Genomic DNA, 17,524 nt, shown 5'->3' with positions numbered 1-17,524 from the left:
AGAAAATTTAATACAAGTTTATAGAACGTGTGTTCTAGCGTCGATAAAAATGTTATGATCATATCAGAGAGTTTTGAGACGAGAACAAAATGGGATGAATGGTGATGGGAGTTCCATGGATTCATATAACAAATCATTAGACTTTGCGGAAATAGATATAAGTGAAGCTCAAGAGCAGAGCGGCTCATTGCAGCAAATGATCATACCTGAACGGAAGGATCAACCTGTTCAAGGGGCCTCTCTGTCTGTGCAAGAGCTTACGAGAGAACGTAGATTTGTGAAGCAAGCTAAGGAATGGGAACAGCGGGAAGGAGAGCCGTCTCTCTATATGCCGTTCATGAGCTATTGGCCTACCTTCGAGCAGATGGATGAAGCTCAGCAGAGCTGGTATTTTTACTGGCGCAGCGAGTTGAGGCAGGGACGGTATCCATTTACGGACCTATCCTATATTTTTGTCTATCTATATGAACTGATTCAGGGCGTTGGCTGGGAGGATCCGGAACAAGGCTATAATCAGCTCATGGAATTATGGAACGCTTACCAATCGATGTTCCCGAAGCTAAGCAACTATATAGCGGAATGGGTCTGTGATTTTGTGCTATTGCATAAGCTAGACCTGCCATTAATGGATATTGTTATGCGATCCTCTAGTGCGAAATCCGGGGAGCTGTACGATCTGGAATTAAAGAGAATTTTGGAGAATGAGCCTTCCAAGCTGCAGTTGGAGCACATATTAACGTTCTCGGATTATGACTTGCAGCGCAGTAAGTTTTACATAAGCGGGGGACGCGCACTTATGGAGGATTATGTGCCGAAGGTGGTGGCACTGGTCGATTCCTATTTGCGGAAGACAACCGGTAAAAATCTAATCGATACCTTCTATAAAGGAAATGGAAAGACGATCGAGCGTTATTTGTTCCGCAGTGCCGTTTATGATGCTGAGTTATATGGGAGAACACTGCCACTTCGTATTTTCCAATTGCGGAAATGTCCGCCGCTTCGTTATTACATCACCCAATTGATCCGATGTACCGAAAATAAACTGCGCGAGCTCCACCACTTCAAAGGGCGACTGCGTGGTATTTCACTGCTGAAGGAGACGCAGATGTTGATCGAGCGTTTCCTGGAGAAGGAATATATAGAAGCAATCAAGCCTACTCGTCCTGTGATCTCTATCGATCCCGAACGACTGGCTACACTGCAGAAGGATAGTGAAGAAGTGCGAAGCATGCTGACCGTCGAGGATGAACTGATGGTAGAGGATGTAGCACAGAATATGGAGTCCGAAGTGGAAGAAGCGCTAGAGCAGGAACAGGTGGATGTGCAAGATATTGCATCCTATACAGACTCCGATCGGGAGATCGTCTGGGACACTTCCGGCCTGGATGAAGATTGGCTGCTGTTCGTGGGGCAGCTTGGACAGGCCCATCTCGAAGCATTGTATGCGATACAAGAGAGAAGCGGACGGCTGAATGAAATTGCCGAAAAATATGGAACCATGCCAGCGCTGCTGCTCGATGAAATTAACGAGCTGGCGATGGAGACGATCGGAGATTTGGTGGTGGACGGTGAATCTATCGTTGAAGATTATATAGATTATTTTGCATTATTACGGCAAAATGGACGAGGTGGAGTGGAATGACAGATATCAAAATACCGAAGCGGCTGACAACCGCGCTGATTAATTCATTGACTGCGGGTGTAGTACCGAGAATCGGCTTAGAGCATATCGCGGTGGGGCGGAAGGCTGAGGTCGAAGCTATTTTGCGCGACATGGACAACATCGGCGCTGGCGGAGCGGCCATGAGATTGATCACCGGGCGCTATGGCAGCGGCAAGAGCTTCCTGCTGCAAACAATCCGCAATTATGCGCTCGACCGCGACTTCGTAACGGCCGACGCCGATTTATCGCCCGAACGCCGTCTGGTCGGTACGAAAGGGCAAGGCTTAGCCACCTACCGTGAGCTGATGACGCATCTTTCGACGCGTACGCGACCGGACGGGGGAGCGTTGGAATCCGTCCTGCAGAAGTGGATTACTACGATTCAGCAGGAGGCTATGAAAGACGAAGGCTTGCGCCCTGGCGATCCGGCATTAACCGAGGCCGTGGAGCAGCGGATTTTCACAGTTACGGCGCAAATGCAGAACCTGGTGCACGGCTTTGATTTCGCCCGCGTACTGGCGGCCTATTGGAACGGGCATAAGCTCGGGGAGGACGGGCAGAAGCAGGCAGCTCTGCGCTGGCTGCGCGGCGAGTTCCCGACGAAGACCGAAGCGCGAAAAGAGCTGGATGTGAGCGTCATTATCGATGATGACAACTGGTATGACTATATCAAGCTGTGGTCGGAATTTGTGGCGGCGATTGGATACCAGGGACTGCTGCTGTTTATCGACGAGGGCGTGAATTTATATAAGATTTCGAACAGCATTGCTCGTACGAGCAACTATGAAAAGCTGTTGACCATGTTTAACGACACGATGCAGGGCAAAGCGGAGCATCTCGGCATTTTTCTGGGCGGTACGCCCCAGTTTGTCGAGGACGAACGGCGCGGTCTATTCAGCTATGAGGCTTTGCGCTCCCGTCTGGTAGAAGGCCGATTTGCGGGGGGTGGCTACCGCAACTACACGGGCCCGATTCTCAAGCTGGAGATGCTCTCGCATGAAGAGATTTTGATTCTGCTGCAGAAGCTGCGGCAAATCCATGGTTTGCATTTTGGTTATACTCCGACCTTAACGGATGCGGATTTGATTCAATTTATGGAGATGGCTGTAGGCAGAATGGGAGCGGACGAGCTGTTAACACCGCGTGAAGTCGTGCGTGATTTCATGGATTTGCTGCATACCCTACATCAGAATCCAGAGGCTTCGTTCAGCCAGTTGCTTGGTGAGCGAAGTGCGGAACATACGCCGGGTGCAGGGGAACAGAAGGACGAACTGGATGATTTTCTGGCGGAGTTTGAATTATGAGCGGCGGGGAAAATCAGCTATTTTACCGCTTGGCGCCATTTATTCAGGAGTTTATTTACCGAAAAAGATGGCAGACGCTTCGTCCGGCTCAGGTAGAAGCGCTTAAAATTTGTATGGACACGTCGCACCATATGCTGATTGCAGCAGGAACGGCGTCGGGGAAGACGGAAGCGGCTTTTTTTCCGGCCTTAACCGAGCTGCATGAGCGTCCATCCGCATCTGTAGGTATTTTATATATTGGCCCTTTGAAGGCGCTAATCAATGACCAGTTTGAACGGATCAAAGAGTTGCTTCGGGATGGCAATATTCCCGCTTGGCATTGGCATGGCGATGTCTCGCAGACAGAGAAGAGCAAGCTGATGCGTAACCCATCGGGTGTATTGCAGATTACGCCGGAATCGCTGGAAGGGCTGCTGATGAATCGGCCGAATGCGATCCCCGCTTTGTTCCATGATCTCAGATATATCATCATCGACGAGGTTCATGCCTTTATGGGCGTGGATCGGGGCATCCAGGTGTTGAGCCAGATCACACGAATTGAGAGAATGGCGAGATGCTCACCAAGACGTGTCGGCTTGTCCGCAACGCTAAGTGACTATGAAGCAGCGAAGGCCTGGCTTGGTGCTGGAAGCAAGCAGCCGGTTGACGCTGTCTCCGTGCCTGGCGGACGCAAGCTGCGGCTGCGGGTCGAGCATTTCTCGTTCCCAGATGCGCGGGACGAGGAGCAGGCCGAGCATTTGCAGAATGCCCGCAAGGCCTATTACAACTTCATCTATGACAGTACACATTTGAAGAAGGCGTTAGTATTCACCAATAGCCGTTCCGATGCGGAATTGACGACGCTGGAGCTGCGCAGAGTTGCGGCGCATCGCCATCAGCCGGATGTGTTCTACGTGCATCATGGCAGCATCTCTGCAATGCTGCGCGAAGAAGCGGAGGCTGCGCTGAAGGATAAGCCTGGCCCAGCTGTTGCCGCTGCAACCGTGACGCTGGAGCTGGGCATTGACTTGGGGGAGCTGGAACGGGTCGTTCAACTAGGCGCACCTTATAGCGCCTCCAGCTTCGTACAGCGGCTAGGCCGATCTGGGAGGCGCGGAGATGCGGCCTCCGAGATGCTGTTCGTCTGTCCGGAGGAAGAGGACGAAGATGCGATGCTGCCGGCGCGCATGCCGTGGATGCTGCTGCGGGCGATTGCTGTCATCGAGCTGTACGTTCGCGATCGTTGGGTAGAGCCGCTGGATATTCGGCAAATGCCGATCGGTCTTCTATACCATCAGACGATGAGTATATTGAAGAGTAGAGGCGAAGCGACGCCTGCCGAACTGGCATCCGATGTGCTATCGCTGCCGTCTTTTCGCCTTATTTCCCCGGAAACGTACAAAGTCTTTCTGAATTACTTGCTGCAGACGGATCACATACAGTGGACCGAGCAGCAGACTCTCATTATCGGTCTTACGGGTGAGAAGATCGTAAACAACTTCCGTTTCTACGCCGTGTTCAAGGATGACGAGGAACATGCCGTATACAACGGAACGGAGGAAATTGGCTCGATTACGACCGTGCCGCCGCCCGGATACTGCTTCTCGTTGGCAGGCAAGCTGTGGAAGGTTACTGAGGTGGACACCAAGCATAAGGCGGTATACGTCAAAGAGGCTTTAGGCAAAGTCGATACGCTGTGGCTCGGGGCTGGCGGGGACATTCATACGTTAGTGCTGCGGAAAATGCGTGAGGTGTTGGCGGATAGCACGATCTATCCGTATCTATCCCCGCAGGCCGTCAATCGGTTTGAGCAGGCTCGTCGTCTGGCGAAGGAGAGCGGACTGCTGAGATCAGCGGTCATTCCAGCTGGCGGCGATTCGTTGTTCATTTTGCCGTGGGTTGGCAGCAAACAGTTCCGCACCCTAGAGCGGCTGCTCAAAAATAATCTCTCCCAGCGTCTGTCGCTCCGTTCCATCGTGCCGATGGAGCCGTATTATTTCGTGGTGGCTGGCCAAGCGGACAGTCAGGCGCTATTGGATCAGATCATGCTCGAATGTGGTTCTTGCACAGATCCGTCCATGTTGCTTGGACCTGATGAAGCACCATACTTGGGCAAATATGACGAGTTCGTCGCACCAGAGCTGGTGCGTCAAGCTTTTGCTGTCGATGGGCTGGATGTTGAAGGGCTAAGGGCTGGACTCGAGCTTCATCACAACAGGGAAGTCTAGAAGTGAGATTCGTAATAAGGAGATAGGATATGAAACTGGAAAGGCTCATTTCCATGGTTTATATGCTGCTTAATCATGAGATTGTATCTGCTTCGGCACTCGCAGAGAAGTATAATGTGTCCCAGCGGACCATTTATCGGGATATTGAGACGCTCTGTGCAGCGGGCATCCCGGTGATATCCTATCAAGGCGTTAACGGCGGTTACGGGGTTATGGAAGAATATAAGATGGACCGCAGTTTGCTTGGTACCCATGACGTAAATTCTATCGTGACGCTGCTGCGTAGCATGTCCGCTATTTTCGAGGATGATAAAGCTGAGGAGACGATTCACAAGCTGCAGTCGGTCTATCAGACTGTCAAGCCGAGCCTCTCGGTAGATATTGGCAGCTGGAGACCCTATAACGAGACTTTGCGTGAGATCAGGGAGGCCATTCACGAACAACGGGTCGTTCAATTTGAGTATGTGAGCGCCAAGGGTGAGCGGATCAAGCGGACGGTCGAGCCTTTGCATCTGGGGTATGTTTATGATTCGTGGTATCTATATGCATTTTGTAGAATAAGGAGCGGATATCGAGAATTCAAGCTGCCGCGGATTTTGTCACTGGTCGTTAGCGGAGAGCATTTCCAGGCTCGCAAGCATGCACCGAAACCGGCGAATCCTCGCGGGCTACGCAACCATCCGCCCTTTGCGTGTGTAGAACAAGATTCGCTTGATGTCAGGCTTCGATTCTCGCCAGCTTGTATGGCACGGGCGCTTGATTTCTTTATGGGAGCGGATAAACATTTCAATGAAGATGGTTCGCTGGAGATTTCGTTCGAGCAGAGGAACAGAGATCTGACGAAATGGCTATTGCCGATTTTGCTTAGCTTTGGCGATGGAGTCATTGTGTTGGAGCCGGTAGAAGTAAGAGACGCAGTCCAGACCACCTTACAAAAAATGATCGATAACTATCGAGAAGTATGACAATCCGTTGTCATACTTCTTTTTTTATGATAACAGCGTAGAACCACAGGGAACCAGGCCTGAGAATGAGAGAAATAAGAAATGGAGTGGTCAGTAAAATGAATCAGCATCAAGAAAGTCGGATGACGTTAGTGATCGCAGCATTGCTGCTAGGTATCCTGATGGCGTCGATGGACAATTCAATTGTAGCGACAGCGATGGGGAATATCGTTGGCGAGATCGGGGGGATGGACAAGTTTGTCTGGGTGACCTCTGCCTACATGGTCGCGGAAATGGCGGGTATGCCGATCTTTGGCAAGCTGTCGGATATGTACGGGAGAAAAAGATTTTTTATGTTCGGGATCATCCTGTTCATGATCGGTTCAGCGCTGTGCGGAACAGCTCAATCTATTACACAGTTGGCTATTTACCGGGCCATTCAAGGTATCGGCGGCGGAGCGTTGATTCCGATTGCGTTTACGATCATGTTCGATACAGTCCCGTTGGAGAAGCGCGGCAAGCTGGGCGGTCTCTTTGGAGCGGTATTCGGGATTTCCAGTATTTTTGGTCCGCTGCTCGGCGCCTACATTACCGACTATATTGCTTGGCAGTGGATTTTCTACATCAATTTGCCGTTAGGTCTGGCCGCGTTGCTCATGGTCATGATGTTCTACAAGGAGTCGCATGAGCATTCCAAGCAGCCGATTGACTGGACAGGAGCTATTACTCTGCTTGGGGCAGTTGTATGTCTAATGTTCGCACTTGAATTAGGTGGAAAACAGTTAGCCTGGGGTTCTATTGAGATATTAAGCCTGCTCGGTGTCTTTTTACTACTTACAACCGTATTTCTGTATTGCGAGACGAAGGCGAAAGAGCCGATTATTACGTTTGCTTTATTCAAAAATCGAATCTACTCATCTAGTGTAGTGTGCGGATTTTTTAGTGGGGCTGCCTTTATCACCGCATCGGTGTATATACCGATTTATGTCCAAGGCGTCATGGGAGGCACGGCGACGAATTCCGGCATGGTGCTCTTGCCGATGATGGTTGGTTCAGTATTGACGGCGACTGTGGGGGGGCAATTAATCATCCGCTTTTCATATCGGTCAATCATGTTAAGTACGCTTCTTCTATTGCTATGCGGCGTATTTTTACTCACAACGCTAAGTCCAGAGTCTACTCGCTTGGAGCTAACGCTGTACATGATCTTGGTGGGGCTTGGGATCGGCGCTTCGTTCTCGGTGCTCAGCAATGCTTGTATTCATGGACTAACTTATCGGCAGCGGGGAACAGCCAGTTCAACCTTCAATTTCTTGCGTTCGCTGGGTATGACCCTAGGCATTACGATGTTCGGGATGATTCAAAATCATAGCTTCTCGCAGCAGATGAATCCGATCTTCAGTGGAAATGACACACTTTCGAAATCCTTGGGGATGGATGATCTGCATATGCTCCTATCAGAACAGAACAGATCGCGGATACCAGCTGAGGCCGTTCACTCTATCTCTGAGGCTTTGTCCTCTTCTATTACTCATACCTTCGTGTGGGCAATGATCCCTGTTCTTCTAGCCTGTGCGGCATCCCTGCTTATGGGGAGGTCGAAGCTTGATGCTGAAGCCGTTGTCGAAGAATTCGCTCCTCATGCGGAACGGGGGTAGGCTGTAAACAGTTTAGATCTACTACTCAGACAGTTTCAAGCTGCACTTCAGAAATAACTGTAGGAAATACAACTATTCACGTAAAATGCTCTTTTAAGTAGGAAATAGCTGCGTATATACAATTATTTGTTTGCTTAAGTCGCTATCGAGGGGAAGTTCATCCGAATAGATGCATAGAAGCAGCTATTTCCTCTATACATGGCATGAAGAGCTAATATAGTTGCATATAAGCACTTATACTCTACAGATTGTAACGACAAAAAACCGGTGAGTTGGGTTATCGCACAATTTCACCTTTTATAACTCTTAAGCGAGGGAGCAATCCGAAATGAGTTTTTTATGAGTATAAATGCCCTATAAGAGGGGGGCTAATAATTCGGAGAAATAAGTGTATGGTTTACAATTGTTCCTATTATTCTGATTAGTTGCGAGTTGCTGCGGCATATGCCTAAAATAGAGAGAAGCTTTGAAGTTCGAAGTGACATAAGGAGAGCGTGATTTCATACTAGTAAGGTTAGAGTTGAATCGTGCTCACAAGCATGTTGGCCGTCGTATGGCGGCGGTCAACGAAATGCTACGAATTATGGGGAGGAGGAATTAGAACATGAACATATTGATCACGGCGTTTGAAGCCTTTGGCGATGACTCCATAAATCCGACGGAGAGGCTGCTTACGGACATTGGGAAGGAGCAGATTGCCGGGGCTGAGATCCACACCTTGCTGCTTCCGGTTGTCTTTGATGAATGTGCGGACAAGCTGCTTGAGGCAGTGCGGGTGCTGCGGCCAGATGCGGTCATCTGCTGTGGGCTGGCATCGGGGCGAACCTCGATTACGCCAGAACAGATCGCCATTAACTTGAAAGAAGTACCTAAGGAATCCAGCGTAACCGACAATAACGGGAGCCGCCCCTATGATGAGAGGATCAGCCTGGACGGCCCCGACGGTTTGTTCAGTCTGCTGCCCGTGCGCAAGATGGTGGATATCATGAGGGAGCAGGGCATTCCGGCTGCGATCTCCTATTCGGCAGGAACGTTTATTTGCAACAACACGATGTACGCTCTGCTTGATTACATTCGTGTTCATCAGTTGCCGATGGTTGGCGGATTTGTACATTTTCCGGCTTCGGAAGACATGGCCGTAGCCAGGCCAAGCTTGCCTTCCCTGTCACATGAGACGATGCTGAAGGGCTTGAAAGTGATGATACATACGCTGCTACTATGAGACTGTAACAGAGTTGAGCTACTTGCGAATTTGATAAAACCAGAAATCTAGCGTCTGCGGTTCGCCAAATGTGCTGATAGCGTGCGCTAACGGAACTGGGACACGTTATTTGAGCGTAATTGAGTCGTAAAAAAATCTAACGAAACTACAGATCGCTATTTGGTAGAAATATGGCCTGAACACTGCTTTTGGGACTGAATAACGATACGTAGTTTCGTTAGAATGCGAAGCAACACAAATATAGCTAAATAACGATACCCAGTTCCGTTAGAATGTGAAGCAGGGCAAGTATAGTCCAGTTTCGTTAGGGCCCGACGATGCGGCGGTTTTCCGACCGATTCTGCTTCGCTTTGCCATACGAGATCGATAGTTTGAAGCCTGATACCCCTTAGTATCAGGCTTTTCCTTTTTTACGGAATTGGTAGGGGGAGATATCCTTGTATTGTCTGAACTGCTGTATGAAGTAGCTCGAGCTTGAGAAGCCGACCTCCAGTGCGATCTCGGTCATGCTCTGATCCGTCGTCAGCAGGAGCTTCTCAGCCTCAGTAATGCGGATGTAGTTCAGATAGTTGGTGAAAGTCTTGCCCATGATGGCCTTGAACCTTCGGGAGAAATAGCTGTAGCTCATATTGCACAGACGGGCTGCAGTTTGCGCATTAATATCATTCTTATAGTTATAGTCGATATATTCGAACACCTTCTGTAGCATCTGGTAGTCGCTATCATTCAAGGAATGTGCCACTTCCCAATTCCAATGCTGCTGTTGACGAGGCTGCCGTAGAAACCACAGGAAGACGCGGCAAATCAGCGTCCGGACGGCAAGCTCAAAGCCAAAGCTCTTGGCGCTGAATTCATTGTAAATCTCCCAGATCATGTCCGGGATCGGCGTATCTCTAATCTCAGAAGCAGTGAAGACACGCTGACTGCTAGACTCAGCCAAGGTGAACGGAAGAATATATTTAGATTCTAAAAACGTTCGGGAAGTCGAGTATAGAATCTCTGGATCAAACTTGACGACGATATAGGAGAGATCTTGATCCAGAGAATATATCGAATGCGTCTCATGGGAATGAATCAGGATTAGATCGCCCTCACTTAGGACATATGCTTCACCCCCCGAATAGACCTTGGCTGTCCCGGACAGCAAATATAAGATTTCAATATACAGATGCCAATGAGACGGCACAATGCAGCGCGGCTCTCTGCCATAGTGGATCATACTCTCATAGGGATAGTGGATCGACCCGTCCTGGGTTCGGTTGGATTCAAAATAAGGCTCGTTCATCATCTCATCACCTCGACCTGAGTTGCTCTGTATTCAAAAACAGACCTTTGAATCATCAAGACAAATTTTTGATATTTTTAAGTAGCTTCATTGTATTACTTCTTCTATGATTTTGGTATCTTTACCTTACCTAATAATTTGGAAGGAGGCATTATATATGGAAAATATTGCGTTGCAACTCTATTCCATCAAAGAACTAACAAGCGAGGATTTTCTTGGCACCCTAAAAAAAGTAGCGGAGATTGGCTACGACGGCGTTGAGTTTGCCGGATATTTCGGCACTTCAGCGGAGCAGCTTAAGAAGTCGCTGAACGAATTCGGACTGCGGGCGGCTGGAAGTCATATCGGCATGCCTGATCTTACCGAGCGACTGGAAGAGATGATGGATTACTCGTTAACCATCGGTAGCCCTTATATCATCTGTCCTGGTCTTCCTGAGGAACTGCGTGAGAACGCGGATAGCTATAAGCGGGCCGCGGAGATGTTTGACCAGATTGGGGAGCGCTGCAAAGAGCAAGGGATTCGCTTCGGCTATCACAATCATGGTATTGAATTCCAGAGGCATGACGGGTTGACAGGCCTGGAGCTGCTGGCCCAACACACATCGCCTGAGCATATGTTCTTCGAACTGGATACATACTGGGCAGAATATGCCGGGTTCCGCGCTGCGAACTGGATAGAATCCTTCGCGGACCGCTGCCGAATTCTCCATATCAAGGACATGAAGAGCAAGCAGGATCAGCGCAATACGGAGATCGGCACGGGTATTCTCGACTTTAAGACAATAACGGCGGCCGGCAAGCATTTTGGAGTCGAATGGTACACCGTCGAACAGGAGGAATACGAGATTCCACAGCTGGAATCGATCGAAGCTAGTCTTCGCTATCTGCGACAAATATTATAAATAATCCTATATTGTATCATCGCTGATCAGACTGGACCCAACGGAATGACGTTGGGTTTGGTGGACGGCGAGAGGCTATACACTGCGGCTATTACTTAAAATTGTGAAATGTAATATTTTAAAAGTGGGAATGTAGGAGGAGGATGCTGCATGGGTAGAACGATCAAAATTGGAATCATCGGCAGTGGAGGAATTGCCGGAGTGCATGCACGTACCTACAAAGATATCGAGGATGTCGAAATTGTAGGTGTGGCTGATATTTTTCCGGGACGTGCTGATCATTTTATTGAAAATTGGGGCTTGCAGCAGGCTGTAGGATTCGACGACCATAATAAGCTGCTGGAGCTGGACTTAGATGGGGTAAGCATCTGCACGCCTAATGCCGCACATTACAAGACGACACTGGATGCGCTGCATGCTGGTAAGCATGTCATGGTCGAGAAGCCGATGTCGGTGACGCTGGAGGAAGCAGTGGGCATGGTTCAAGCTTCGAAAGAAGCTGACAAAATGCTCAATATCGGCTTTCAACCACGATACGATCCGAACATGGGTCTCATCAAGGAGCTTGTGCAGAGCGGACAGCTTGGCAAAGTATATTACGTAGAGACTGGTGGAGGACGTCGACGCGGCATGCCGGGAGGAACCTTCATTCGCCAGGAGATTTCGGGTGCGGGCGCGATGGCCGATATCGGCTGCTATTCGCTCGATTTCGCCTTGAACACATTAGGATATCCTAAGCCGTTGACCGTGTCGGCTTATACGTCGAATCACTTCGGCACCAGTCCGAAATATCATCCGGAGGCAGATCGATTTGATGTCGAGGATTTCGGGGTGGCGATGATCCGCTTTGAGAATGATCTCGTGCTTAACTTCAAGACCTCTTGGGCCATGCATATGGATTCGCTTGGAGCGACGATGTTCCTTGGCACGGACGCAGGTCTTAAGGTACTGCCTAAGAGCCAGGGGCCTTGGGGAGGCGTATGGGATGGCCATGTTGGCGCGGTATCACTGTTCCATGATATTCAGAGGCATCACACAGAGAGCGTTATTCCTTTGATTGAACATGATATTGACGTATTCGCTGAGAAAATCAGAGATTTTGTGCGTGCACTTCGCGAGGGTGGGCCGGCTCCGATTCCAGGAGAACAAATTGTTCGCAACCAGGCCATTCTGGACGGAATTATGCGCTCGTCACAGACAGGACGCGAAGTTGTGATCGACATACCGGATTTCTAATCGTTGTTGCAAATAAGGGACGAGGTGCTTCTCGAGGAGTTATCTTTTTCATCCAAATGGGACATCCTGTGGAAGGAAGCGAAAACATCTACAGGAGGAAGAATCCGCACAATGAAAAAACAAATCATCTGCCTGAGCATCCTTGGTTCTCTAATGCTCGGAGCTGCACCTATGAATCCAGCCTCGGCCAAATCAGAGGAACTGCAAATCAAGACGGTGATCATCGATTCCAAGGGAGCTGAGGTTGGCACAGCCGTGTTGATGCAAAAAGCAGACGCAGTCCATATCCATATCGAAGCTAAGAACCTCCCTCCGGGGGAACACGGCATTCATTTCCATGAGACGGGAAAATGCGATCCTCCAGACTTTAAGACGGCTGGGGCTCATTTCAACCCGCAAGGTAAGCAGCATGGATTCAAAAATCCGAAAGGATATCATGCGGGCGATCTGCTTAACATTACGGTCAAGGCTGACGGAACCGTTAACACTGATTTGGAGAGCAAGACGGTGACGCTCAAGAAGGGTTCCCCGAATTCTTTGCTGAGGCCTGGCGGTACATCGCTTATGATTCATGAAAAAGCCGATGACTACGTTACCGATCCGTCCGGTAATTCCGGAGCACGGATTGCCTGCTCCGTAATTCGTTAGTGTTTCGAGCATCTCTGGCATTCACTAGGCAGCTAAACCTTATGGTTTGGCTGCTTTTTTGATGCATGTAAGAAGATTCGATAGTCGTCACATATTCCAATAATAGGCAAAAATACTCATATATGTTCCATTCTGATTGTTTTATACTTAATGGACAACCCGTGTCTGATCGGCAGCAGTAGCCCATTATGAAGGGAGGATAGAGGTTCTTCAGCTGACAAGCGTGGACCCGCAAACATAAGAATCAACCGAAAATAAAAAGGAGTGATTCGTATGTCTAGCAGTATCCGCAATATGAAAATGTTGTTCTATAAGTTGGGATTATGCCTTCTGGTACTGCTTTTCGGCTTATCTTTTACAGAGACTATGGTAATGGCCTCGTCTGTGACACTAAGTCCAATAAGTGATTCTTATGTGCATCAAGGCAACTCCTCCTCCAATTATGGAACCTCCACATCTTTGTACGTCAAGAATGATACGGCGAGCTCTCGCCAAGCCTTCATAAAATTTAATCTCTCCGGAATTTCAAATGTTACGAGCGCGAAGCTCAGAATTTACGGAAGCTCATCATACAATACAGTTCTATCCGCCTATGAGACTACTGATAACTGGAATGAAGCGACGATTACCTGGAGCAATAAGCCGGTCCAGGGAAGCTTAGCTGGCAGTGTTCCGATGAATACGATAGCAGCCTATTATGAATTAGATGTGACTAACTATGTTGCGGCAGAAGCGTCAGGAGACGGCATTGTCTCCTTCATGCTTCAAGAAAGCGCTGGAAAATACACGACACTGAACAGCAGGGAAAAGGGCGTGAATGGACCGGAGCTTGTCATTAGCGGCGACAGTACTCATCCTGGTGGTAATGAGCAGCCTCCTGCAGCACCGACTAATGTCATTGGTGTTGCGACTTCAGGAACGCAGATCCAATTAAGCTGGAGTCCGGTCGAGGCTAACGGCGAAATCGCAGGGTATGAAGTATTTCGCAATGGGAGTCTTGCAGGGGATACAGCGGGTGTCTTTTTCCTGGATAACGGGTTGGGTCCAGATACGATGTACAGCTACTACATTATAGCTAGAGACAGTACAGGTAATCGTTCAGTGCCCAGCAGCACTGTGATGGTTAGAACGCTGGCTGATTCCGGCTCGACTCCGGTCTGTAGTAACGCATTGAACAGCAGCGTCGCTATTCAGGACGCAATGCGGACGGCAATGCCCGGCGATATTATTGCGATTGCTCCAGGTACTTATACGGGAGCAAGGGCGACAAGTGGAGACCCGGGAGGACAAGGATTGTTCTATTCCGGTCAAAATGGCACTGAAGACGCACCGATCCTGTTAACGAGCTGTGACCCGGACAAGCCGGCTGTGCTGAAAGGAGTAAGCGTGAATGACGGGTCGTACAGCATCCATTTAACCGGAGACTATTGGCAAATCCGCAACATTGAAATCGATACGGCACAAAAGGGGATCGTCATTGATCATGGCAACTATAATCTTCTTCATGGTCTTAAGATACATCAGATTGGTGACGAGGGTGTTCATTTCCGCGATGGCAGCTCGTATAACAGATTGGAGTATTCCACCATCTATGATACGGGCAAATATCAGCCGGGGTATGGGGAAGGCGCCTATGTCGGATCGGATTCCAGCTCGAATTATGAGCATCTGGTGTACGACAACGTGATCAGCCATACTTTGTTCGATGGCGGGATCACCGCGGAGCATATTGACATCAAAGAAGGGGCAATTGGAACGGTTATTGAGTATTGCACCTTCAATGGCACGGGCATCAGTGGAGAGAATAGTGCAGACAGCTTTATTGATATCAAAGGCGTTAATACAATCGTTCGTTACAATCAAGGGTACCGTAACGGTAATACTAATATCAAGGATGCGTTCCAGGTACGGACCCATGGAACGGCGTATCCGACCGGGACTAATAACTCTTTTGACCACAACACGGTCAATCTGGATGATTCCGTTGGTTATGTCGTGTATGCCACCGGTGCGGCTACAGGGACGACAGCCCATGATGATGTGCGGATTGGCGGCGGCAATCTGTATAACAACAACGTCAATAAATGATCAAGGAATTACGCCGGAAATAAGAAAATCCGCCGAGCCTATTTGCTGAGCGGATTTCATGTCAAGCTTGTGATTATTCCTTGTCCGTATCAGTAAATGCAGCCGGTTTCGCGACCCATTCGTCGGCTTGAGGCTCAATATCGACGCCTTGCTCCATTTTCTCTTTTTCCTGTAATGAGTCGCCGGAAGGGTCCAATTTATTCCGAAGCTTCGCTTCATCCTGGGAATGATCTTGATTGTGGCTTGTCATAGGCTGGTTCCTCCTGTACATGCATCATGCATTGATATTTGTGAATTCGAATCTAGTTTATTATTTTCAAAAAATGTAATATTATACAAGCATGAGACATCCTTGATTCAGACATGACACATCTTCCCATGTTGTAGTTCATACGGCACAAGCGGCACATGAATCACACACTTAAAAGGAGGAATTGCAATGGTTCCGACAAGGACGAGGGTTAACACCCGGGCAAAGCTCAATGCTTATGCACAATCTCCAGCAGCAACTGCTTCAACAACAGGGTCCAGTCCAAAACGGAGTAAAAGGTACAAGGTACTTGTCAGTCTGGTCATTGCCGTCTTATTGGCCGGTGCAGGATCGATCGCCCCATCGCAAAGCACCTATGCAGCAGGGGAGAAGAAGCCTTTTCCACAGCAGGTCAGCTACCCTGGAATTATCAAGCCGAGCCATGTCACCCAGAATGCGATGAATCAATCGGTCGCCCAGTACTATGATTATTGGAAAGGGAAGTACTTGAAGAATGACCTTAGCTCACTGCCTGGCGGTTATTATGTCAAAGGTGAAATTACCGGGAATCCGGGTGGCTTCCCAGCCTTAGGTTCTTCAGAGGGACAAGGATATGGAATGATCATTACCGTGCTTATGGCCGGACATGATCCGAATGCACAGACGATCTATAATGGATTGTTCAAGACAGCCCGGGCTTTTAAGAGCTCTATTAACCCTAACCTGATGGGCTGGGTCGTTGCCGACAACAAAAATGCCCAGGGACATTACAGCTCCGCGACGGATGGCGATCTCGATATCGCTTATTCCTTGATTCTCGCTCATGAGCAATGGGGATCGGACGGTTCAATCAATTACTTGCAAGAAGCGAAGCAAATGATTACGAATGGCATTAAGGCCAGTAATGTAACAACGAACAACCGACTAAACCTGGGCGACTGGGATGCGAAGAATGCGCTCAATACAAGGCCGTCCGACTGGATGCTCAGCCATTTAAGGGCCTTCTATGATGTGACTTTGGATCCGATATGGATCCAACTGATCGATAACCTCTATTCTGTATATAATGATTTCAGCAATGCTTACTCTCCTTCAACAGGTTTGATCTCAGATTTTGTCGTCAATAACCCGCCCAAACCTGCACCCGAATGGTATCTCGATGAATTCAAAGAGACAAATATTTATTATTATAACGCCAGCCGCGTTCCACTCAGAATCGTCATAGATTATGCGATGTATGGGGACCCACGCAGTAAATCGATCTCAGATAAGCTGACAGGCTGGATAAAAGGCAAGACAAACAATACCCCGTCGAAAATAAAAAATGGCTACAAGCTGAATGGAACAGAGGTTGGGGATTATGCAACTGCGGTATTTGTGTCTCCTTTCATCTCTGCAGCGACAGCCGATAGCAGTAACAAAGCCTGGGTCAACGCTGGCTGGGACTGGATGAAGAATAAGAAGGAGGATTACTTCAGCGACAGCTATAATCTCCTTAATATGCTGTACATCTCCGGCAACTGGTGGAAGCCCGGCTCAGCCGAGCAACCATCTCTGCCTAATCTGGCTCTGAACGCTGCAGCAGCAGCTAGCTCCATTGAGGGCATCAGCTTTGAAGCGGAGCGGGCCATTGACGGCAACTTGCAATCCAGATGGGCCAGCAGTGAAGGCAGCGACCCGCAGTGGATCTACGTTGATCTAGGTACGGTTAAGGCGCTCGGTAGTGTGAGGCTACATTGGGAAGAGGCGTACGCGGTCAAATTTAAAATTCAAGTCTCCAACGACGGTTCGAACTGGACGGACGTATATAGCGAGACGAATGGCAGCGGGGGAGTGCAGGACATACCTCTCAACAATGTGTCGGCTAGATATGTAAAAATGTATGGAACCGAGCGGGGAACCCCTTACGGTTACTCACTGTATGAGTTTGAAGTCTACCCGCCGAACTGAAGTAACGATTAACGAACTGTGAAATTTTGTATTAGACTGATAAGGGCTTTCGAAGTAATCAATACTGCTAAAATTGCGCATCAAGCATGTCCGCGACCACCTCAGCCAGATCGAGAGGGTAAGGCAGGCATATAGGGAGGATAGGGGATAACACTAATAAAAGCA

Annotated in this window: 13 protein-coding genes and 1 pseudogene; 12 read left to right on the top strand and 2 right to left on the bottom strand. The window is 48.9% G+C overall.

Annotated elements, in window-relative coordinates; translation table 11 throughout:
• The first annotated feature begins 115 nt into the window (after positions 1–115).
• The 6 genes from ABD014_RS12335 (at position 116) to ABD014_RS12310 (ending at position 8,998) form a co-directional block, all read left to right on the top strand.
• Complete coding sequence (locus ABD014_RS12335; protein ID WP_343861397.1) at positions 116–1,642, top strand: TerB N-terminal domain-containing protein; 1,527 nt, start codon at positions 116–118, stop codon at positions 1,640–1,642.
• Complete coding sequence (locus ABD014_RS12330; protein ID WP_343861395.1) at positions 1,639–2,967, top strand: ATP-binding protein; 1,329 nt, start codon at positions 1,639–1,641, stop codon at positions 2,965–2,967. The genes ABD014_RS12335 and ABD014_RS12330 overlap by 4 nt, the downstream gene beginning before the upstream one ends.
• Entirely contained in the window at positions 2,964–5,174 is a 2,211-nt protein-coding gene (locus ABD014_RS12325; RefSeq protein ID WP_343861393.1) for a DEAD/DEAH box helicase, read from the top strand. The genes ABD014_RS12330 and ABD014_RS12325 overlap by 4 nt, the downstream gene beginning before the upstream one ends.
• Positions 5,175–5,203: 29 nt before the next feature.
• Complete coding sequence (locus ABD014_RS12320) at positions 5,204–6,139, top strand: helix-turn-helix transcriptional regulator (protein WP_343861391.1); 936 nt, start codon at positions 5,204–5,206, stop codon at positions 6,137–6,139.
• Between the two features lie 98 nt (positions 6,140–6,237).
• A complete protein-coding gene (locus ABD014_RS12315) occupies positions 6,238–7,776 on the top strand; it encodes an MDR family MFS transporter (protein WP_343861389.1) in 1,539 nt (512 codons plus the stop codon).
• A gap of 604 nt (positions 7,777–8,380) precedes the next feature.
• Positions 8,381–8,998: a pyroglutamyl-peptidase I gene (locus tag ABD014_RS12310; protein ID WP_343861387.1), complete on the top strand. Its 618-nt coding sequence runs from the start codon at positions 8,381–8,383 to the stop codon at positions 8,996–8,998.
• Positions 8,999–9,392: 394 nt separating this feature from the next.
• On the opposite strand, the gene ABD014_RS12305 is transcribed toward ABD014_RS12310, so the two are convergent.
• The gene (locus tag ABD014_RS12305) at positions 9,393–10,286 is read right to left on the bottom strand and encodes a helix-turn-helix transcriptional regulator (RefSeq protein ID WP_343861385.1); all 894 of its coding nucleotides are present in this window, start codon (positions 10,284–10,286) and stop codon (positions 9,393–9,395) included.
• A gap of 154 nt (positions 10,287–10,440) precedes the next feature.
• Between ABD014_RS12305 and ABD014_RS12300 the strand changes: the two genes are divergently transcribed.
• From ABD014_RS12300 to ABD014_RS12285, 4 genes are all read left to right on the top strand, one after another.
• Positions 10,441–11,187 carry a sugar phosphate isomerase/epimerase family protein gene (locus tag ABD014_RS12300; protein WP_343861383.1) on the top strand — a complete coding sequence of 249 codons (747 nt, stop codon included), beginning with the start codon at positions 10,441–10,443 and terminating at the stop codon, positions 11,185–11,187.
• Positions 11,188–11,337: 150 nt separating this feature from the next.
• Positions 11,338–12,423, top strand: a complete 1,086-nt coding sequence (locus ABD014_RS12295) for a Gfo/Idh/MocA family protein (protein ID WP_343861381.1) — start codon at positions 11,338–11,340, stop codon at positions 12,421–12,423.
• A 111-nt stretch (positions 12,424–12,534) separates the two neighbouring features.
• The gene (locus ABD014_RS12290) at positions 12,535–13,071 is read left to right on the top strand and encodes a superoxide dismutase family protein (protein ID WP_343861379.1); all 537 of its coding nucleotides are present in this window, start codon (positions 12,535–12,537) and stop codon (positions 13,069–13,071) included.
• 273 nt (positions 13,072–13,344) lie between these two features.
• Positions 13,345–15,159, top strand: coding sequence for a CBM96 family carbohydrate-binding protein (locus tag ABD014_RS12285; RefSeq protein WP_343861377.1), 1,815 nt, complete (start codon positions 13,345–13,347; stop codon positions 15,157–15,159).
• 73 nt (positions 15,160–15,232) lie between these two features.
• Here the strand turns inward: ABD014_RS12285 and ABD014_RS12280 are convergent, their stop codons facing one another.
• The gene (locus ABD014_RS12280; protein ID WP_343861375.1) at positions 15,233–15,409 is read right to left on the bottom strand and encodes a hypothetical protein; all 177 of its coding nucleotides are present in this window, start codon (positions 15,407–15,409) and stop codon (positions 15,233–15,235) included.
• A gap of 381 nt (positions 15,410–15,790) precedes the next feature.
• On the opposite strand from ABD014_RS12280, the pseudogene ABD014_RS12275 reads away from it, so the two are divergent.
• Both ABD014_RS12275 and ABD014_RS12270 read left to right on the top strand, forming a co-directional pair.
• Positions 15,791–16,942 (top strand): annotated as a pseudogene (locus tag ABD014_RS12275) (family 8 glycosyl hydrolase); the annotation flags it as partial.
• Positions 16,919–17,359, top strand: a complete 441-nt coding sequence (locus ABD014_RS12270) for a discoidin domain-containing protein (protein WP_343862095.1) — start codon at positions 16,919–16,921, stop codon at positions 17,357–17,359. The pseudogene ABD014_RS12275 and the gene ABD014_RS12270, both read left to right, overlap by 24 nt.
• The last annotated feature ends 165 nt before the right edge of the window (positions 17,360–17,524 follow it).

Source organism: Paenibacillus motobuensis (assembly GCF_039521865.1).
Lineage (GTDB): Bacteria > Bacillota > Bacilli > Paenibacillales > Paenibacillaceae > Fontibacillus > Fontibacillus motobuensis.
This window is presented reverse-complemented; position numbering and strand designations above follow the sequence as displayed.